The organism is Lysobacterales bacterium (assembly GCA_016703225.1).
Taxonomy (GTDB): domain Bacteria; phylum Pseudomonadota; class Gammaproteobacteria; order Xanthomonadales; family Ahniellaceae; genus JADKHK01.
The window spans coordinates 1-19,966 of the sequence record JADJCM010000006.1 but is presented as its reverse complement, the minus strand read 5'-3'; the positions used below and the strand labels follow the sequence as shown (position 1 = coordinate 19,966).

At 65.6% G+C, this 19,966-nt stretch carries 15 protein-coding genes, 3 pseudogenes and 1 riboswitch; of the genes and pseudogenes, 8 read left to right on the top strand and 10 right to left on the bottom strand.

The genetic code is table 11. The features are described 5' to 3' along the window. Positions 1-2: 2 nt before the first annotated feature. From IPG63_17850 to narI, 4 genes are read left to right on the top strand one after another with little or no spacing between them, the layout of a single operon-like run. Positions 3-3,797, top strand: a complete 3,795-nt coding sequence (locus IPG63_17850) for a nitrate reductase subunit alpha (protein ID MBK6729041.1) — start codon at positions 3-5, stop codon at positions 3,795-3,797. Further along, positions 3,794-5,317, top strand: coding sequence for a nitrate reductase subunit beta (gene narH / locus IPG63_17845; protein ID MBK6729040.1), 1,524 nt, complete (start codon positions 3,794-3,796; stop codon positions 5,315-5,317). Before IPG63_17850 ends, narH begins: the two co-directional genes overlap by 4 nt. A gap of 1 nt (position 5,318) precedes the next feature. After that, entirely contained in the window at positions 5,319-6,020 is a 702-nt protein-coding gene (narJ, locus tag IPG63_17840) for a nitrate reductase molybdenum cofactor assembly chaperone (protein ID MBK6729039.1), read from the top strand. Next, positions 6,017-6,766, top strand: a complete 750-nt coding sequence (narI, locus tag IPG63_17835; protein ID MBK6729038.1) for a respiratory nitrate reductase subunit gamma — start codon at positions 6,017-6,019, stop codon at positions 6,764-6,766. The genes narJ and narI overlap by 4 nt, the downstream gene beginning before the upstream one ends. Before the next feature lie 72 nt (positions 6,767-6,838). On the opposite strand, the gene IPG63_17830 is transcribed toward narI, so the two are convergent. The 6 genes from IPG63_17830 to moaA all read right to left on the bottom strand — a co-directional run bounded on the left by IPG63_17830 (position 6,839) and on the right by moaA (position 11,146). Then, positions 6,839-7,165, bottom strand: a complete 327-nt coding sequence (locus IPG63_17830) for a hypothetical protein (GenBank protein MBK6729037.1) — start codon at positions 7,163-7,165, stop codon at positions 6,839-6,841. Continuing rightward, positions 7,162-7,647 (bottom strand): molybdenum cofactor biosynthesis protein MoaE, encoded by a 486-nt coding sequence (locus IPG63_17825; GenBank protein MBK6729036.1) that lies wholly within the window; start codon positions 7,645-7,647, stop codon positions 7,162-7,164. Before IPG63_17825 ends, IPG63_17830 begins: the two co-directional genes overlap by 4 nt. A gap of 3 nt (positions 7,648-7,650) precedes the next feature. Beyond that, on the bottom strand, positions 7,651-7,911 hold the full coding sequence (locus tag IPG63_17820; GenBank protein MBK6729035.1) for a MoaD/ThiS family protein: 261 nt from the start codon (positions 7,909-7,911) through the stop codon (positions 7,651-7,653). Beyond that, positions 7,908-9,155 (bottom strand): molybdopterin molybdotransferase MoeA, encoded by a 1,248-nt coding sequence (locus IPG63_17815; protein MBK6729034.1) that lies wholly within the window; start codon positions 9,153-9,155, stop codon positions 7,908-7,910. The genes IPG63_17820 and IPG63_17815 overlap by 4 nt, the downstream gene beginning before the upstream one ends. Beyond that, on the bottom strand, positions 9,152-10,120 hold the full coding sequence (locus IPG63_17810; protein ID MBK6729033.1) for a bifunctional molybdenum cofactor biosynthesis protein MoaC/MoaB: 969 nt from the start codon (positions 10,118-10,120) through the stop codon (positions 9,152-9,154). Before IPG63_17810 ends, IPG63_17815 begins: the two co-directional genes overlap by 4 nt. Positions 10,121-10,144: 24 nt before the next feature. Further along, positions 10,145-11,146, bottom strand: a complete 1,002-nt coding sequence (gene moaA, locus IPG63_17805) for a GTP 3',8-cyclase MoaA (protein MBK6729032.1) — start codon at positions 11,144-11,146, stop codon at positions 10,145-10,147. Then, positions 11,121-11,261: riboswitch (molybdenum cofactor riboswitch) on the bottom strand. (Overlaps the previous gene by 26 nt.) Positions 11,262-11,559: 298 nt before the next feature. Between moaA and IPG63_17800 the strand changes: the two are divergent. The 3 genes and pseudogenes from IPG63_17800 (at position 11,560) to IPG63_17790 (ending at position 14,572) form a co-directional block, all read left to right on the top strand. Then, positions 11,560-13,490: pseudogene (locus tag IPG63_17800) on the top strand (type IV pili methyl-accepting chemotaxis transducer N-terminal domain-containing protein). Then, complete coding sequence (locus IPG63_17795) at positions 13,483-14,145, top strand: response regulator transcription factor (GenBank protein ID MBK6729031.1); 663 nt, start codon at positions 13,483-13,485, stop codon at positions 14,143-14,145. Before IPG63_17800 ends, IPG63_17795 begins: the two are co-directional and overlap by 8 nt. A 199-nt stretch (positions 14,146-14,344) precedes the next feature. Next, positions 14,345-14,572: a hypothetical protein gene (locus IPG63_17790; GenBank protein MBK6729030.1), complete on the top strand. Its 228-nt coding sequence runs from the start codon at positions 14,345-14,347 to the stop codon at positions 14,570-14,572. A gap of 288 nt (positions 14,573-14,860) precedes the next feature. Here the strand turns inward: IPG63_17790 and IPG63_17785 are convergent, their stop codons facing one another. The 4 genes and pseudogenes from IPG63_17785 to IPG63_17770 all read right to left on the bottom strand — a co-directional run bounded on the left by IPG63_17785 (position 14,861) and on the right by IPG63_17770 (position 18,503). Further along, positions 14,861-15,232, bottom strand: coding sequence for an IS1634 family transposase (locus IPG63_17785; protein ID MBK6729029.1), 372 nt, complete (start codon positions 15,230-15,232; stop codon positions 14,861-14,863). A 270-nt stretch (positions 15,233-15,502) separates the two neighbouring features. After that, positions 15,503-16,237 carry an ATP-binding protein gene (locus tag IPG63_17780; protein ID MBK6729028.1) on the bottom strand — a complete coding sequence of 245 codons (735 nt, stop codon included), beginning with the start codon at positions 16,235-16,237 and terminating at the stop codon, positions 15,503-15,505. A 10-nt stretch (positions 16,238-16,247) separates the two neighbouring features. Next, positions 16,248-17,816 (bottom strand): IS21 family transposase, encoded by a 1,569-nt coding sequence (locus IPG63_17775; protein MBK6729027.1) that lies wholly within the window; start codon positions 17,814-17,816, stop codon positions 16,248-16,250. Positions 17,817-17,991: 175 nt separating this feature from the next. Further along, positions 17,992-18,503, bottom strand: a pseudogene (locus tag IPG63_17770) (lipid A deacylase LpxR family protein). A 207-nt stretch (positions 18,504-18,710) separates the two neighbouring features. Between IPG63_17770 and IPG63_17765 the strand changes: the two are divergent. Then, positions 18,711-19,890 (top strand): annotated as a pseudogene (locus IPG63_17765) (efflux RND transporter periplasmic adaptor subunit). Positions 19,891-19,966 lie beyond the last annotated feature (76 nt).

Sequence of the window (19,966 nt, the reverse complement as noted above, 5' to 3'; positions counted from 1 at the left end):
CCATGAGCCATTTCCTCGATCGACTGAAGCACTTCGTCCTGCCTCGCGAATCTTTCGCCGCCGGCCATGGTCGCGTTACCGGTGAGGACCGGACCTGGGAGGACGCCTACCGAAATCGCTGGGCACACGACAAGATCGTGCGCTCCACGCATGGCGTGAACTGCACCGGCAGTTGTTCCTGGAAGATCTACGTCAAGGGCGGCATCGTCACCTGGGAAACGCAGCAGACCGACTATCCGCGCACGCGATGGGACCTTCCCAACCACGAGCCGCGCGGTTGCCAACGCGGCGCGAGTTACTCCTGGTACCTCTACAGCGCCAATCGCGTGAAGTACCCGATGGTGCGCGCACGACTGCTGCGGTACTGGCGCGAGGCACGTCGCGGCCTCGGTCCCGTCGAGGCCTGGGCTGCGATTCAGGCCGATGCCGGCAAACGCCGCGACTACCAGCAGGTGCGCGGACTTGGCGGGTTCGTGCGTTCGAACTGGGACGAGGTCAACGAGATCATCGCCGCCGCCAACGTCTATACCGCCAAGCAGCATGGGCCGGACCGCATCATCGGCTTCTCGCCGATTCCGGCAATGAGCATGGTCAGCTACGCCGCTGGTTCGCGCTACCTGTCGCTGATCGGCGGCGTCTGCATGAGTTTTTACGACTGGTATTGCGACCTGCCGCCAGCCAGCCCGCAAATTTGGGGTGAACAGACCGACGTTCCCGAATCGGCCGACTGGTACAACGCCCAGTTCATCATCGCCTGGGGCTCCAACGTGCCGCAGACGCGTACGCCGGACGCGCACTTCTTCACCGAGGTGCGCTATCGCGGCGCCAAGACGGTGGCGGTCACGCCCGACTACGCCGAGGTCTCCAAGCTCGCCGATCTGTGGCTGCACCCCAAGCAAGGCACCGACGCGGCGCTGGCGATGGCCATGGGGCACGTCATCCTCAAGGAGTTCTACGTCGATCGCCGCGTGCCGTACTTCGACGACTACGCGCGCCGCTACACCGACCTGCCGATGCTGGTGTTGCTGGAGGAACGCACGCTCGCCGAAGCCAGCGTCGTCTGGGTGCCGGGCCGCCTGCTTCGCGCCGGTGACTTCACCGACAAGCTTGGCCAGGACAACAACGCCGATTGGAAGACGCTGGCTTTCGATCTCGATGGCGCGGTGGTCGTGCCGCAAGGCTCGGTCGGCTTTCGCTGGGGAGCGGAGGGTCGTGCCGACGCCGGCAAGTGGAACCTGGAGGAGCGCGAAGGACGTGCCGGCGAATCGGTACGGCTGCGGCTGTCGGTCCTGGAACAAGCCGCGCAAGCGCACGAGCTTGCCGACGTGGCCTTCCCCTACTTTGGCGGTCAGGACAACCCGCACTTCAGCGGCAATGCCCAGGGCGGAGACGTCCGACGTGCCAAGGTGCCGGTGGTGTCGGCCGACCGCGGCGGCGGGCGCATTGCGCGTGTTGCCACCGTGTTCGACCTGCAGCTGGCCCAGTACGGCGTGGACCGCGGTCTGGGCTCGGGCGCGGCCAGCCACGACCAGGACCTTGCCTACACTCCGGCGTGGCAGGAGGCCATCACCGGGGTGCCGCGCGAGCAGGTCATCGCGGTGGCGCGGCAGTTCGCCGAGAACGCCGAGAAAACGCGGGGGCGCTCGATGGTCATCATCGGCGCCGCCATGAACCACTGGTACCACAGTGACATGAACTACCGCGGCGTCATCAACATGCTGATGCTGTGCGGATGCATCGGGCAGAGCGGCGGCGGTTGGGCGCACTACGTGGGCCAGGAGAAGTTGCGGCCGCAGACCGGATGGACCCCGCTCGCCTTCGCGCTCGACTGGATGCGGCCACCGCGGCAGCAGAACTCCACCAGTTTCTTCTATGCCCACACGGACCAATGGCGTTACGAGAAGCTGGGTATGGACGAGGTCCTGTCGCCCCTTGCCGACAAATCGAAATACTCCGGTAGTGCGATCGATTTCAATGTCCGAGCCGAGCGCATGGGCTGGCTGCCGAGCGCGCCGCAGCTTGACCGTAATCCGTTGACCCTGGCGCGGGAGGCGGAAGCGGCGGGCCTGGATGGCAAGGCCTACGTGCTGCAGCAGATCAAGGAAGGCAAGCTCGACTTCGCCTGCCACGATCCCGATGCGCCGCAAAACTGGCCACGCAACATGTTCGTGTGGCGCTCCAACATCCTCGGTTCCAGCGGCAAGGGACACGAGTATTTCCTCAAGCACCTTCTGGGCACTGATAACGGTGTGCAGGGCAAGGACTTGGGGCCGCAGGACGCAAGGCCTTCCGAAGTGAAGTGGCACGCCGAGGCGCCAGAGGGCAAGCTCGATCTGCTGGTCACGCTCGACTTCCGCATGAGCACGACCTGTCTCTATTCGGACATCGTTCTGCCGACGGCGACCTGGTACGAGAAGAACGACCTCAACACCAGCGACATGCATCCATTCATCCATCCGCTGTCGGCGGCGGTTGATCCGGTCTGGCAGAGTCGCAGCGACTGGGAGATCTACAAGGGGTTCGCGAAGAAGTTCAGCGAAGTCTGCGTCGGCCACCTCGGTCGCGAACGCGAGATCGTACTGACGCCCTTGTTGCACGACACCCCGGGGGAACTCGGCCAGCCGCTTGCCGTTTGCGACTGGAAGCGCGGTGAGTGCGATCTGGTTCCCGGACAGACGGCACCCGCGATCACGGTAGTGGAACGCGACTACCCGAACGTCTACCGGCAATTTACTGCGCTCGGTCCGTTGCTGGGGCGGTTGGGCAATGGCGGCAAGGGCATCGGCTGGCAGACCCAGACCGAAGTCGGGCAACTGGGCGAACTCAATGGCCTGGTGCGCGAGTCGGGTGTGGCCCACGGGATGCCGAAGATCGAGACCGACATCGACGCCTGCGAGGTCGTGCTGCAACTCGCCCCCGAGACCAATGGCCATGTTGCCGTAAAGGCATGGGAGGCGCTGGGGCGCATCACCGGTCGCGAGCATGCGCACCTCGCGCTCTATCGCGAGGATGAAAAGATCCGCTACCGCGATATCCAGGCACAGCCGCGGAAGATCATCAGCTCGCCGACCTGGAGCGGCATCGAGAGCGAAAATGTCTCGTACAACGCTGGCTATACCAACGTGCACGAGCTGATCCCCTGGCGCACGCTCACCGGGCGCCAACAGTTCTACCAGGATCACGCCTGGATGCAGGCGTTTGGCGAGGGCTTTTCTAGCTACCGCCCGCCGGTCGATCTGAAAGCCACCGCCGCCCTGCACAACCGCCGCAGCAACGGTAACCAGGAGATCCTGCTGAACTTCATCACGCCGCACCAGAAATGGGGCATCCACTCGACCTACACCGACAACCTGCTGATGCTGACCTTGTCGCGCGGTGGCCCGATCGTGTGGTTGTCGGAGGATGACGCCCGCAGCATCGGCGTCGAGGACAACGACTGGGTCGAGTTGTTCAACGTCAACGGTGCGATCGCGGCGCGCGCCGTGGTCAGCCAGCGCGTCAATGCCGGCATGGTGATGATGTACCACGCACAGGAGAAGATCGTGAACACGCCCGGCAGCGAGATTACGCAGATCCGCGGTGGCATCCACAACTCGGTGACCCGCATCGTGCTCAAGCCCACGCACATGATCGGCGGCTACGCGCAGCTGAGCTACGGCTTCAATTACTACGGAACCATCGGCACCAACCGCGACGAGTTCGTGATCGTGCGCAAGATGCGATCGATCGATTGGCTCGACCAGCCGGTCGTTCGGGATCCGGCCGCTTCGCAACACACGCCAGGAGCCGCAGCATGAAGATTCGCGCGCAAATCGGCATGGTGCTGAACCTAGACAAGTGCATCGGCTGCCACACCTGCTCGGTCACCTGCAAGAACGTCTGGACCAGCCGACCCGGCATGGAGTACGCCTGGTTCAACAACGTGGAGAGCAAGCCCGGCATCGGTTACCCCAAAGCATGGGAAGACCAGGGCCGCTGGAACGGCGGCTGGGTGCGCAAGCCGGATGGCGGCCTGGAGCTGTGTCAGGGCGGCAGATTGCGCGTGCTGGCGAACATCTTCGCCAACCCCAACCTGCCGGAGATCGACGACTACTACGAGCCGTTCACCTTCGACTACGAGCATCTGCAGAACGCGCCCGAGATGAAGGCGGCGCCCACGGCGCGCCCGCGCAGTCTGATCACTGGCGCGCGCATGGACAAGATCGTCTGGGGGCCGAACTGGGAAGAGATTCTCGGTGGCGAATTTTCCAAGCGCAGCAAGGACAAGAACTTCGACGACGTCCAAAAGGCAATGTACGGCGAGTTCGAGAACACCTTCATGATGTACCTGCCGCGCCTGTGCGAGCACTGTCTGAATCCGGCGTGCGTGGCGTCCTGTCCGAGCGGCAGCATCTACAAGCGCGAAGAGGACGGCATCGTCCTGATCGACCAGGACAAGTGTCGCGGCTGGCGCATGTGCGTCACCGGCTGCCCCTACAAGAAGATCTACTACAACTGGAAGAGCGGCAAGGCGGAGAAGTGCATCTTCTGCTACCCGCGCATCGAGGCCGGGCAACCGACCGTGTGCAGCGAAACCTGTGTCGGGCGCATCCGCTATCTGGGCGTGTTGCTGTATGACGCCGATCGCATCGCCGAGGCGGCCGCAGTGGAAGACCCGAAGCAGCTGTATCAGGCGCAACTCGATCTGTTCCTTGATCCGAACGACGCGCAGGTGGTGGAACAGGCGCGTCGGGACGGCGTCGCCGAGGCCTGGCTGGAGGCCGCACGCAGGAGCCCGGTCTACAAGATGGCGATGGACTGGCGCGTGGCACTGCCGCTGCATCCTGAATACCGAACGCTGCCGATGGTGTGGTACGTGCCGCCGCTGTCGCCGATCACGTCCGCCGCGCAGGCCGGGCATCTGGGCGTCAATGGCCAGATTCCGGATGTCAGTACCCTGCGCATTCCGCTGCAGTATCTCGCCAACCTGCTCACTGCCGGCGACACCGTGCCAGTGCAGCGCGCGCTCGAGCGCCTGCTCGCCATGCGTGCTTACAACCGCGGCAAGAATGTGGACGGTGAGCCGAATCTGGCCGCGCTGCAACAGGTCGGGCTGACGCCCGAACAAGTCGATGACATGTATCAGGTGATGGCGATCGCCAACTACGAAGATCGTTTCGTGATTCCGAGTGCGCATCGCGAGTACGCGGAGAACGCCTTCGACCTGCGCGGCAGCTGCGGCTTCAGTTTCGGCAACGGCTGTTCCGAGGGCAGCAGTGAACAAAGCCTGTTCGGCGGCGAGCGCAAGCGCACCATTCCCATCAAGTTGGAGGTTTGACATGACCGAGTCGGTCGCATCATCCAGCTCGGCGTCCCGCACGCTGCGCGCGCTCGCCCGCCTGCTGGCATACCCCGACACCGAATCGCTTGCCCAGTGGCCGGCGTTGTTGACCGCCATGCGTTCCGAGGCAGCCCTGGGGGCGGCGCGGCTGGCGCAGCTGGAAGCATTCGTCGGCGAGATCGCGCGGCAAGATCCGCTCGACGCTGAGGCCGACTATGTGCAGTGGTTCGACCGCGGCCGCGGGACATCGCTGTACCTGTTCGAGCACGTGCATGGGGATTCGCGCGCGCGCGGTCCGGCGATGATCGACTTGACGCGCAGCTATGAGCAGTCCGGGCTGTACCTGGCCGAGGGCGAGATGCCGGATCACCTGCCGGTGGTGCTGGAGTTCGCGTCGTCACGACCAGGCGACGAGGCTGCAGCGTTTCTGGCCGAAATCGCGCACTTGGTCAACGCGATCGGTTGCGCGCTGACGCGGCGCGAGAGTGGTTACGCCGCCGTGCTCGGTGCAATCCTCGATCTCGCCGGAACCGTCGAAAGCGACGTTCCGATCGCCGCCGAAGAACCGCTCGATGCCGCATGGAGCGAGCCCGTCGCGTTCGATGGCTGCGGCCCCGTCGCTGGTGCAGCTGGGCAGGACTCGCGGGACCCGCTGCGCCGTCACCATCAGAACCGGACTCGCCAGGAGGCATCCGCATGAACCCTGTTCCCTCCGCCTGGGAGGTCTACTTGCAGCAGTTCTTTTTCGGCATCTACCCGTACCTGTGCATGGCGGTGTTTCTGATCGGCAGTCTGGCGCGCTTCGATCGCGACCAGTACACGTGGAAGAGCGATTCGTCGCAGCTGCTGCGTCATCGCTCCCTGCGCCTGGGCAGCAATCTGTTCCATGCTGGCGTGCTGTTCCTGCTGCTGGGACACGCGGTCGGCATGTTGACCCCGCATGCCGTTTATGCGCCGCTGATCACCGCTGCGCAGAAGCAGATGTTGGCCATCGTCGCTGGCGGCGTGGCCGGTGGCATCGCGTTGGTCGGTCTCAGCATCCTGCTGTGGCGACGCTGGTCCGACCCGCGCATTCGCCTGACCAGTCGTACTGGCGATCTCGCGATTCTCGCAATCCTCTGGATCCAGCTGGTGTTGGGGCTGGCGACGTTGCCGCCGTCGCTGCAACACGCCGACGGTGCCGTGATGATGGCGCTGGCCGATTGGGCGCAGCGTATCGTCACGTTCCGGCCCTTGGCCGAGGATCTGTCTTGGCTGGCCTGGCCCTACAAGCTGCACATGGTGCTCGGGATGACGATCTTCCTGGTGTTCCCGTTTACCCGCCTGGTGCATGTGTGGAGCGGTCTGGCCGCGGTCGCGTACCTGTTCCGGCCGTGGCAGCTGGTGCGCTCGCGCCGCCTGCAGCTCCCACCCGGACACGAACGTCCGCAGCGCGCGCTCGATTAGTCGTTTCCGCCGCTGCATGAGTTCGGCATGGCGGCTGCGAAGCGGATTTGACTCGTGAGTGGAACTGCAACCTCAGCGCTTGCCGCGACCACGCACGCGGACGCTGTCGCGGACGTCGATCTCGAGCTGCAGGTCCAAGGCATCGGCCAGCGCGAACGCGCAGGCGTCGCGTCGCGGTAGCGTAGTGGCGTAGGTCTCGACCGGCGCGCGCGGCAATTGCAACTGCAGCGTTGGTTCGCGGCGCAACGACAGCACCGTGCCGAGTGCGACTTCCAGACACCAGCGGGCGCCGGGCCACGGTGCGACGGTCAGCACCAGCGTCTCGCCAGCCAGCAGCCGCGTCAGCTCGGCCTCATCCAGGCGCAGGCGCGCACTGCCGGTCTGCAGTTGCAGTTTCACGGCGACTTTCCTCTGACGTCGTCCGGCCGCTGTCCGCACAACGAGCAACCTTCGCTCCAGGCGCTGTCGCCGTCGGCGTAGTGTTCCTGTTTCCAGATCGGCGCTGCGTGCTTGACCTGCTCGATCGCCAATCGGCAAGCACGAAAGGCTTCGTCGCGGTGCGGTGTGCCGGCGGCCACGACGACGGCGATGTCGCCGACTGCGAGCCGGCCGTGGGCGTGGGCGATGAACAGCCGCAGCCGCGGTCCGACCTCGGCGCGCGCGGCGGCATCGATGGTCGCGAAGATCTCCAGGGCCAGCGGTGCGAACAGGTCGTAGCTGACGCCGATCACGTCGCGGCCGTGGTTGTGCGCGCGCACCTTGCCGACGAACAGCGCCAGGCCGCCGAATCCGGGATCGGAAACGAAGTCGAGCGCGGCTGCGGCATCGAGCCCGCACACGGCGATGTCGGCGATCTCGCGATGCAGATTCGATGCGGGCATGGCTCAGCCTCCACTCACCGGCGGCAGCACCGCCATGCGTCCGTCGGCGGGCAACGCATCGCCGTCGCGCAACACCTCGCGGTCGCTGGCGAACGCCGATCGCGCCAGCAGGCCAGGCTTGAACTCGGGCCAATGCGACTCGGCGTAGGTGCCGAGCGCGCGTCGCAAGTCGGCCACCGTGGCGGCCTCGGGCAGCGCCAAGGTGACCTTGGCCGCGGCATCGAATTGGCGAAACGCGCCGAACAGCGAAACCTGCACGATCATGCCGAAACCTCCCCCAGGATCAAGCCCAGTTCGTGTCCGCTGGCGTAGACCTCGACCAGCTCGCCCGCGTTGAATTGCTCGACTGCCTCGGGCAACACGATCCAGGCGTTGGCGTCGAGCAGGGGCGCGGTGCGGAACGACTCCTGTCCGGGCAACAGCGTCACTGCCAGGCGCCCATCACGGTCGCAGCCGAGACGAGCTTTCTGCCAGGCGCGAACGCCCGCGGGTTTGCGCGCCGGTTGCAGCAGGCGCGCCCGCCATGGCTGTTCATCGGGCAGGCCGAGCTGCGCGCGCAGCAGCGGTTCGACGAAGAAGCGCAGCCCGACCGCACTCGATACCGGATTGCCGGGCAAACCGAAGAACGCCTGGCCGCCGGCCAGCCTGGCTGCGAGCAGCGGTTTGCCCGGGCGCATCGCGACCTTGTGGAACAGCAGTTCGGCGCCGATCGCAGCCAGCGTTTGCGGTACGAAGTCGTAGCGTCCCATCGACACCGCCCCGGTGCTGAGCACGATCGTGGCGCCCGCGGCGAGGGCGCGCGCGAGCGCGGCGCGGAATGCATCGGCGTCGTCGGATACGGTCTCGCGGTGCACGCAGACCGCGCCCGCGGCCGCCACTCGCGCCGCCAGGTAGGGCCCGTTGCCGTTGCGGATCTGCCCCGCTGCAAGCGGCAGACCCGGGTCGTCCACCAGCTCGCGCCCGGTGCACAGCACCGCCACGCGCGGTTGCTCCCGCACCGGCAGGTGGGCGATGCCGAGCCCGGACGCAACCAGCAGGTGCGCCGGCGTGATCCACTCCCCCGCGCGCAAGGCGCGGCTGCCGACGCGCACATCTTCGCCGGCGCGGCGCAGGTGTTGTCCGACGCGGACATCGTCGAGCAGACGGATGCGACGGATGGCGCCGGGCAGCAGTTGCACCTGCTCGATCGGCACCACCGCATTGGCACCTTCGGGAATGCGTGCCCCGGTCATGATCTCGCAGGCGAGGCCGGGTTCCAGGCAGCGCGCGCCATCACCGGCGGCCTGTTCGCCGCAGACCGGCCACTCGCTGCCGCGCGCAGGCGCAGCGCCGGAGGTGTGAAGCGCGAAGCCGTCCATCGCGGCGTTGTCAAACGGTGGTAGATCGACCGGGCTGTCGAGGTCCTGGGCCAGCACCCGCCCGATCGCCGCTGCGGCTGACAGCCAGGTCGTCGCCTCTGGCCGCGCCAGCGTGCGTACGCGGCGCAGGGCTTCGTCAACCGCGATCATGGATGTGCGCCGCCGTCGATCATCGCCCGCGCATGCGCCAGCAGCGGCGCCAGGATGGCCATGCCCTGTGCCACCGCCTCGGGCTTGCCGGGCAAGGCCACCACCAGCGTCGATCCCACCATCACCGCCTCGGCCCGACTCAGCCAGGCGAGCGGCGTGTGGTGGTGGCTCTCGCTGCGGAACAATTCGCCCAGCCCCGGCACGCGCCGCGTCGCCAGCCGCGCCAGCACCTCCGGAAGACAATCGCGTGGGCCGATTCCGGTGCCGCCGGTGGTCATTACCAGGCTGATGCCTGCTGCGGCGAACGCATCGATGCGCGCACACAGCGCCTCGGCATCGTCGGGCAACACCTCGCTGGCGATGATCTCGGCGCCGATCCCGCCCAGCGCTGAAACCAGCACCGGACCGGAGCGATCAGGATACTGCCCGGCCGCAGCGCGATCACTCGCTGTCAGCACAGCGGTGCGCCAGCCGTCGATGCGGGCGATGGCACGCGGCTTGAACGTGCTGCGCTCGAACTCGTCGAGTCCATCAGGGTGAATCCACAATCCTTTCTTGCCACCCTCCTTGAACAGCAAGCGCACGCCGCCGATGCTGAGCGCCGGCTCGACCGGCTTGGTCAGGTCGTACAGCGTCAGCAGTGCGGCGTTGACGCCGGCCAGCGCCTCCATCTCGACCCCAGTGCGGGCTTCGGTCGCGGCTTCGCAATAGACGCGCACGACTGCACGCTGCGGCACCGGCAACACCTGCACGGCGACGAACTCGAGCGCCAGCGGATGGCACAGTGGCATCCACTGCCAGGCCAGCTTGGCGCCCTGGATGCCGGCGACTTCGGCCAGAAGCAGTGCATCGCCCTTCGGCAGGCGCCGCTCGACGATCGTGGCGAACGCCGTCGCGCCCGGCGCGAACTCGCCGACGGCGACGGCGCGCCGCGGCGTCGGGCGCTTGCGCCGCACATCGGCCATCGCGTAACGAGGGAGTCCGTTCATTCAACCTCCGATCGAAGCCAGGTGAGGGGTCAGCCCGGTGGCGCCGCGTTCCAGCGCATGGCTCGCGGCCTTCAGTCCGAGCTGGCTCAACAGCGTGGCCTGCAGCGCATCGGCCTGGTCCGCCGACTGCAGTAGTGGCCGCAGCGGGATGCCGAGCTCACCGAACAGGCACAGCCGCAGGTCGCCGCGGGCGGTGACCCGCAGGCGGTTGCAGCTGGCGCAGAAGTCGCGCGAATAGGGCGCGATGATGCCGATGCGTCCGGCGTAGTCCGGGTGTGCATACTCGCGCGCCGTGCCGGCATCCGGCGCACGCGCGAGCAATGACCAGCCGGCATCGAGCAGCGTTGTTTCCAGCAGTTCGGCACGGTAGTGGTGGCGTTCGAAATAGGCTTGGTTGTCGCCCGTGCGCATCAGTTCGATGAAGCGCACCGCCAGCGGCCGCGCCCGCACGTAGTCGAGGAAGGCCGGCAGCTGGTCGTCGTTGAGACCGCGCAGCAACACGGCGTTGAGTTTGATGTGCGCGAAGCCCTCGGCCAGCGCCGCGTCGATCCCGCGCAGGATTCCGTGCAGCCGGTCGGCGCCGGTGATCGCCGCGAAGCGCGCCGGGTCGAGCGCGTCGACGCTCACGTTCAGCGCGCCGAGTCCGGCATCGCGCCACTCGCGCCAGCGCTGTTCGAGCAGCGCGCCGTTGCTGGTCATCGCGATGCGTTCGATGCCGGGCGTGGCGGCGACGCAGCGGATGATCTCGATCAGATCATGACGCAAGGTCGGTTCGCCCCCGGTCAGGCGCACCTTGTGCACGCCGAGCCGCGCAAAGCCCGCGAGCAGGCGCGCGATTTCGGCCACGCCGAGCATGTCCGGGCGCTTCGCTCCAGCGCGATAACCCTGCGGCAGGCAATAGCTGCAACGGAAGTTGCAGGCCCCGGTCAGCGACAGCCGAAGATAGGAAAACGCCGCCCGAAGCGGTCGGCGAGTTGCGTCTGCATGTTCACTCCTTTCCAAATTGGGGAGGTGCGCGCGTTTCCCCGCGCACCCTCGGCCCGTTCGGGCCTCGTTCGGCGACCATGACCGCGTTGCCGCGACCACCAGGTGTGCCGAATCGGAGTTGCCATCGCGATTGGGCGCGATGGCGCCGCCATGCTAGCGGATGCACCGTCGCCGTCAATTGCTTCGGATCAATTGCGTGGGATTTCGCGCAGCGCGAAATGCACCGACGCGACCCACGCCAATGACACGGGCCCACCGGGACCGCCCAAACCCTCGCCCGGAGGCCGGGCGGGGGTGTTCGCATACGCGACTGTCTTGGTAGGGTGGGCGCATGGCAGGGGAGGCGCCTTGAGCAATACGATGAAAGCCCCATGCACGTCAGATGCGGGTGACGCGCACGTCCACGGGCTCGACGCGCAGGCCACGGCGTGACTTCGGTCGAACCGCGTTGGAACCTAGGCGCCAAGCTGGCGTTGGTCGGCTTGCCGTTTCTGCTCACGGGTCTGGTTGCCGCAGCGATCGCCCTATGGCTGTCGTGGCAACTCGACGGCGGCGCCGCCATTGTGAACGAGGCAGGTCGCATGCGCATGCGCGCCTACCGGCTAGCGTGGACGACGACAGCTGCCGGGCCTGAAGAGGAGCATCGGAGCCTGATCGCAGATTTCGACGCCAGCATGATGCTGCTCGCTCGCGGTGACCCAGCCCGCGGTCTGGTTACGCCCTGGAACGAAGAGGTCCGCGCCCGCTACTCCGAAGTGGAGCGGAGCTGGGCATTCCTGCGACGAGTGCATATCGCCGCCCCGCGGCCGCATGACCGCGCGCTGCTGGACGGTGCGACCCGACAGGTCGTGGTCGACATCGATCGGTTCGTGACGTCGCTCGCGCTTCGTTTGGAGCACTTCACCAACCTGTTGCATCTGGCCCTGGTAGGGTTGCTCGTGCTGGGGACCATGGCAGCCTCGGTGTTGGTCGTGCTCGGCTACCACTTCGTGATCGAGCCGTTGTCGGATCTGCGTCGGGCGGTTGCGCAGCTGCAAGCCGGCGACTTGGGGGCGCGGCTGGAACCTTCCACGCGCGACGAGTTCGGCGATCTTGCCGTCGGCTTCAATGAAATGGCCGGCCAGCTGGAGGCCAGCTACACCGAACTGGCGCAGCGGGTGCGGGAGCAGACCGCGCAACTGCACGAGGAGCGCGAGCGCCTGCAGACCCTTTATGACGTAAGCCTGCTGGTGGCGCGTGGCGGCTCGCTGCAGGAGCTTGGCGATGGATTCGTGCGCCAGCTGCGGCTGGCCGCGCGCGCCGATGCAGTGGCGCTGCGCTGGAGCAATCACGGCAACCAGCCGTTCGTCATGCTGGCGAGCGACGGCTTCGGCGACGTCTTGGTGCGCGACGAACACTGTATTCGCTGTGGCGACTGCCTGTGCGGGGCTCGCACCTCGCGAGCGGCATCGGCGTGATCGAGCTCGGTTCGGAACTTCAGCGGCGGCATCCGGACTGTCAGAGACAAGACTGGTCCACTCTTGTCGTGGTGCCGATCCTTGCCCAGGAACGGCTGATCGGTGAGATCGATCTATTCTTTCGCAGCGGGGAGCCACCGAGTGCCAGCGAGCGTTCCCTGCTGGAGGCGTTGGCGGCGCACCTGGCCAGCGGCATGGAAGCGCTGCGGCTCCAGGCGCTTGAACGCGAATCCGCAGTAGCCGAGGAGCGATCCATGCTTGCGCGCGAACTCCACGACTCGATCGCGCAATCACTGGCGTTCCTGAACATTCAGGCGCAGCTGATGCGCCGCGCGGTTGCCGATGGCGACCAAGCCCGCATGCGCGAGGTGTTGGCCGAGATCGAACTGGGATTGCGCGAAAGTCACGGCGACGTCCGCGAGCTGCTGGTGCACTTTCGCACTCGAACCAATGTCGAGGATATGGCGCACGCGCTGCAGGCGACGCTGCACAAGTTCGAGCATCAAAGCGCCATCGCGGCATCATTGGCGATGCACGACGAGGGCCTGCCGCTGGCCGCAGACGCACAGGTACAAGCACTGCACATCGTCCAGGAAGCGCTTTCCAACGTGCGCAAGCACGCTGTGGCGAACCGGGTTTGGGTCGACGTCTGGAAACGGCCGAGTTGGCGCATCGAGGTTCGCGACGATGGGCGCGGTTTCCAGGTCGATGTGGATCGCGAGGACGCCGGTACACATGTCGGGCTGCGCATCATGCGCGAGCGGGCCGAGCGCCTGGGCGCGCGACTGCGGATCAGTTCGGAGCCCGGTCGCGGCACGACGGTGTCGCTGACCTTGCCCGGGCCTGACGCCGATCTGGCAAGATCGAAGCCCGCAGCAGGCGCAGGCCCCCCGGATGGATGACGAAGACAAGATCAGGCTCGTGGTGGTCGATGACCACACGCTGTTTCGCCGTGGCCTGATTGCGTTGTTGGCTGCGGATGCGGGTTTGGCGGTGGTGGGTGATGCGGCGGATGCGAGCGAGGCACAGCGCAAGATCGGTGCGCTTCAGCCGGACGTGATTCTGCTCGACAACCACTTGCCCGGCGTGACCGGTATCGCCGCATTGCCGGCGCTGAAGGCGGCTTGCCCCGAAGCCAAGGTGCTGATGCTCACGGTCAGTGCCGACGAGGAGGATCTCGGCGATGCCTTGCGTGGCGGCGCGAGTGGGTACCTGCTGAAGACGATCGAAGGGGACGCCTTATCGCTGGCGATCCGGCGTGCCGTGGCCGGCGACAACGTGATCGCGCCGGAACTGATCGGCAAGCTGGTTTCGGTGTTCCGGCGCTCGGGCGCAAGCCCGGAGTCTCTAGCGGATGCCGAGTTCGACGAACTGTCGCCGCGCGAGACCGAGATCCTGACCGCGATCGGTAGCGGCGCCAGCAACAAGGAGATCGCACGCAGGCTGTCAATTGCCGAGTCCACGGTCAAGATCCACGTGCAGCATCTGCTGCGCAAGCTGAGAGTGGCATCGCGAGTACAGCTTGCAGTCATCGCCAAGACACGTGGCCTGATTTAGCAGGCGATCGCCGTCACGAAATCGATAGCACTCGGCGAATTAGACATGGCCGATGTGGATGCTTGGGTCCTGGTCGGCTGATGCCGTAGGGCGTTGCGCTACGAGGGCACGTTGTTGCACCCAGAACTCAGTGGGCGCAAGATCCAGAAGCGATGCGAATTGCCGATTGCCCTTTTCAACCCGAACCGAGGCGAACTCGATGGCTACGAAGGTGCTTCTGGACACAGTCACGCAGGCCGAGCTTGGAAACAAGGGCCTCGTAGTCACGATCTATCAAGACGACGATATCTTGGGCCATCTCATGGTCGGGAAGGCGTCGCTGGTTTGGTTTGAGAAGAGCGCTAAGAAGCGCGGCCGGAAAGTCACCTGGAATGATTTTCACGCGTGGATCATGGCAAAGAATGAGGTTGCCGCGACCCGCCCGTGATCCTTCAGGCCGGGCGTATGCAACTCTCCGCACACAGGCTTCGAGTGCTGTCGTTCGCGCCATGCACAAGACCACGCAAGGCGATGCGCGTCCGATGGAGTCACCGCGTTCGCCGCGCAGTGCGGTGAGCCACTACGCCGCGAAGTCCTGGTCGCGAAAGCGCAGAGTGATCGTGCGCGCCGAGCATCGCGAGCAGGGATCGAATCCGCGCTCCCAAGTTCCGCAGCTAATCGCGTAAGCCATTGATTTGCCTGTCGGGAGACAGGCAAAAATGACACAACATGGGCGTCAGGAAAGTTTCTTGATGCCGAGGGCGGCGAACAGTTCGAGTTGCTGGGGTGTGGTCGTGCCGATGCCGGTGAGGCTCTGTTTGCCGATGTGCACGCGATGCGTTTGCAGACGGCGCAGGAGTTCGAGGGTGGTCTTCGGGCTGTTGGTGTTGCCGTTCGCCTTCAGGCGCATGCGCATGACGCGGTAGAGGACGAGCGCGAGGAAGCAGATCAACGCGTGCGCGCGGATGCGATCGGGCAGTCGGTGGAAGACCGGTGCGATGTCGAGGTCGCTCTGGAGCACGCGAAAGCCGCGTTCGATGTCGGCGAGACTCTTGTAACGGCTGACGACTTGTTCGGCGCTGAAGTCGTTGACGTTGGTCAGCAGCACCAGCTTGCCGTCGAAACGCGCGAACTACTTCCGACCATGTCGCCACGATTGTCTGCACTGGTGATCGACCTCGTCGACTCGCGTTCCGCCAGGCCCGGTTGGCCGTCGTGCTGGAGAGAGACGAAGACGCGACTTTCTTGGTCACCACCACATGCGCATTTCGGTGATACGCAACCGGTCATTTCGGTCGATCGTGACCGGGGACTGCTGAGTGTTGTGCGGTTGGTCAGATGGTAACCGGGTCGGTCACGATGGGTCGTCGTTTTTGGGTTATTCGTGCTGCTTCTTTCGCATCGATTCGCCCTTGAGCGCGATCCGGTGCGAGCGGTGCACGAGGCGGTCGAGGATGGCGTCGGCGACGGTCGGGTCGTTGAGCCAGGCATGCCAGTGATCGATCGGCAGCTGGCTGGTAATGATGGTCGACCTGCTGGTGGCGCGGTCGTCGATGACTTCGAGCAGGTCGTGGCGTGCGGCCTGATCGAGCGGGGTCATGCCCCAGTCGTCGAGGATCAGCACGTCGATGCGCGCGAGTTGCGCGAGCAGTTTGCCGAAGCTGCCGTCGGCATGCGCGATGCGTAGCGCTTCGGTGAGCCGCGGCACGCGTTGATACAGCGCCGGGAAGCCTTGGCGACACGCGTGCTGCGCCAGCGCACAAGCGAGCCAGGTCTTGCCGACGCCGGTCGGACCGGTGATCAACAGACTCTGCGTTTGTCGGATCCAGTCGCCACCCGACAAGGTCGCGACGAGGCGCTTGTCGAGGCCGCGGCCAGCGCTGTAGTGGACGTCTTCGAGACAGGCGTCGCCGTGCTTGAGCCTGGCTGCGCGCAACAATCGATCCAGGCGACGGCCATCGCGCCAGTGGCGCTCGCGATCGACGAGCATTCCTAATCGATCTTCAAACGATAGGTCCTGGCACATCGGCTGGGTGCGTTGTTCCTCAAGGGCACGGGCCATGCCGTCGAGCTTGAGGACGCGCAGCTGGTCAAGGGTGGGATTCGTGAGCATGCAATTTCCTTCAGTGGGTGGTCGGAGGAACGAGGTAGTAGGCCGGGCCGCGCAGGTTGTCGTGGTCGGGACTGATCCAGTCGGCTTGTGGTTGCGTGGCGGGCAGCGGCTGCTGGTCGAGGCCGCCCTGCAGGATCGACAGCACCGACTTGCGAGTGCGCGAACCGATCGCGATGGCGCGCGTGCACGCGGCTTCGAGACGCACATGGCCGTAGTGCCGCGCCAGCGACAGCAGACCGAGGCAACTGCGATAGCCCATCTCCGGATGCGGCCGGTCGGTGAGCAGGTGCTCGACCAGTGCACGGGTCGACGGCCCGATGTCGGCGGCCCAGTGCTTGAAGCGGTGCGGCGTCCACTCCAGGTGCGCGCGGTGTGCCGCCGGCATGTGCTCGGCCACCGTGGTGTGCCGGCCCTTGGACAGTGAGCGCGCATGGCAGGCGACGCGGCTGCCGCCGTGCAGGATCTCGACGGCGTAATCGGTGATGCGGGCTTCGACGGTCCGGCGCACCAGGCTGTGCGGCACGCTGTAGTAATGCGCGTCCACTTCGACGTGATAGTCGATGTTGACCCGGCAAGGTTTGAAGCGGGCGTGCTCGAAGGCCTGAGCGGGCAAGGCCATCAGCGCCGGCCGGTCGATGGCCTCGAACCATTCGCGGCGACAACCATCGAGCTTCTTGAAGCGGCGGTTGTTCAGATCGATCAGCAGATCGGCGATCGCGTGGTTCAGTGCGCCGAGCGAGAAGAACACCTGATGGCGCAGGCGCGCGAGGATCCAGCGCTCGACCACCTGCACACCGACTTCGACCTTGGATTTGTCCTGCGGGCGCCGCGGTCGCGCCGGCAGGATGGCCGTGCCGAAGTGTTCGGCGCAGCGCAATGCCGCCAGGTTCGGCTCCGGGTCGTAGCGATTCGGGCAGGCGATCAACGCCCGCGGATTGTCCGGCACCACCAAGGCCGGCACGCCGCCGATGAACGCAAACGCCTGTGTCAGTCCGCGCAGCCAATCGCCCTGGGTCTCGCCCGCAGTCGCACAGGCATAGGTGTAGTTCGATGCGCCGAGCACGGCCACGAAGATGTGCGCGGCGCGCACTTCGCCGGTGTCCGGGTCAACGAGCGGCACCGTCTGCCCGGCATAGTCGATGAACAGCTTCTCGCCGGCCCGATGCACCTGACGCATCGAGCGCCGCAGCGAGGCGGCATAGTCGTGATAGTGCTGGCAGAACTGCGTGTACCGGTACGTCGGCTGATCCGCGTTCGCTTCCAGATATTCCTGCCACAGCAACTGCAGCGTCACGCCCTTGCGGCGCAGCTCGCGATGCACGATCGGAAGATCGATTGGCACGCGCTCGCCGCGCACCACTGGCACCGGCAGGCACAGACGTGCCCCGATCTGCGACTCGTCCAGCGCCGCCAGCACCGGCCAGTCCAGTCCCTGCGCGCACGCGCGGGACACGTATTTGCTGACCACGCCTTTCGACAACCCCATCGCCCGCGCGACCAGCTCATTCGACAGGCCGCATTCCAGCTTCAGGCGGAGACATTCCTTGATCTTGCGCATAGCCATTCTCGGTGTCGGCACTTCCCACTCCAAACCGAGCAGGATGCCGAGGCGTTGATGTCATGCACAACAAACCCAGCGTTTCGGTAAGCCGTGACCGGCCATTTCGGAACAGCGCCAAAATCGGTCACGATCGACCGAAACAGGCGGTCACGCCTTACCGAAACGACCGGTCACGCCTTACCGAAATGGGCGGTCACGATGGACCGAAATACGCACCACCACAGAATACAGGCTCGTCGCGAAGCTGATTGGTCCAGCCCTGAAACTTCCTGGAGCCGATGAGATCATGCACGGCGTCCTGGACTTCCTCGCCTCGCGCAGACGGCCCCAAGATACCGAACTGCAGTTGGGTGTGGCGCAGGAGTTGCCGCTGCGTGCATTGTAGCCAAGCCCGACAAGCAAGAATGCAGCATAAGGGCGATCGTCGACGATCAGGTCTGGGCGATCAGGATCTTTGGGCGTGTAAAGGGCATGCCCGAGGGTGACTACCATGTTCTGCTGCTCGAAGCCTTTCCGGCGTGAGCTGGTTGAGGTAGCGATTCAACCAGCGTGCCGGCAGGGGCAGGCAGGAATCGTCGGCGAAATCGACCAGATTGGGCGAGACCAACCCCAACAGCACCCGTTGCTGTAGCCCTGGTCCTGATTACCGAACAAGTCATTGTCGACGCGGAAGTTGATGGTCTCAGGGCCCGGCGATGATCGCATTCGGCACGCACTTGAGCGGTGATCATGTCGGGCTTCCGTGCACGGGCGTGGCTAGGCTTGTCGGGGGTCTTGCGTCGCCGACGGGTTCAACCAACTGGCCTCTCCACCGCGACTCACGGCACTTGACAAAAAGGGAATGATCGTTCATTCTTGTCGCAAGACTACCATGTCTTCCCTCTTCCAAACGTCCTCTCTTCTGGTTCCCACATGCTCATTACAACCAGACTATCCTTGCTAACCATCGCGACATTGACGGTCCTGCTCGCCGGCTGCGGCGGCGGAGCGCCCGCGCCGCAGGCGCCGCCGCCGACGCCGGTCACGGTCGTCACTGTCGTGCCCGAGCCCGTTGCGCTCACCCGGGAATTGCCCGGCCGCGTGCACCCGCTGCTCGTGGCCGAGGTGCGGCCGCAGGTCAGCGGCATCGTCAAGAAGGTGCTGTTCACTGAAGGCGGGCGCGTCGAAGCCGGCCAGCCGCTTTACCAGCTTGATGACGCCACCTATCTGGCCGACGTCAACAGCAGCAAGGCGCAACTGGCGCGCGCGCAGGCCACCCTGAACTCGGCCCAGCTCACCGCGGCGCGCGCCGACGAGTTGGTAAAGATAGAAGCGGTCAGCGCGCAGGATCACGAGAACGCGGTCGCAGCGTTGCGCCAGGCGGAAGCCGAGGTCGGCATGATGCGCGCAGCGCTCGATCGCGCGAAAGTCACCGCCAGCTATGCACGCATCGTCTCGCCGATCGCCGGCCGCATCGGCAAGTCGACGGTGACGCAGGGCGCACTGGTGACGGCGAATCAGGAGGCAGCGCTTCCACCGGCGCAGCAGTTGGACCCGATCTATGTCGACGTCACCCAATCGAGCACCGAATGGCTCGAACTGCGCCGTGCGCTCGACAGCGGCAATCTGTCTGACGGTAGCGACGTGCCCGTGTCGATCCTGCTCGAAGACGGTTCGCGCTACGAACACGACGGCAAGCTCGTCTTTTCCGAAGTGACGGTGGATACCAATACCGGCAGCTACGCGCTGCGCATCGTGGTGGACAATCCGGCGAACTTGCTGCTGCCCGGCATGTACGTGCGTGCGGCGGTGAGCAAGGGCGAACGCGCCAACGGTCTGCTGGTTCCGCAGCCGGCCATTACTCGCGATCCGACGGGCAAAGCCATTGCAATGGTGGTGGGGGGCCGACGGCAAGGTCGAACAGCGCACCGTGCAGGTGAGCCAGACTGTCGGCAACCGATGGTTGGTCGAGAGCGGCCTGGCGGCCGGCGACAAGGTGATCGTCGAAGGCTTGCAGAAGATCCGCCCCGGGCGCCGCCGTGAGCCGACCGAGCGAGGCGCTGAGGCGCTCGCCGCTCCACCTCCCCGGCGCCTCGCGCCGGCGGCACGCTGAGGGACCGGCCCACATGGCATGGTTCTTCATCGATCGACCGATTTTCGCGTGGGTCATCGCGATCATCATCATGCTG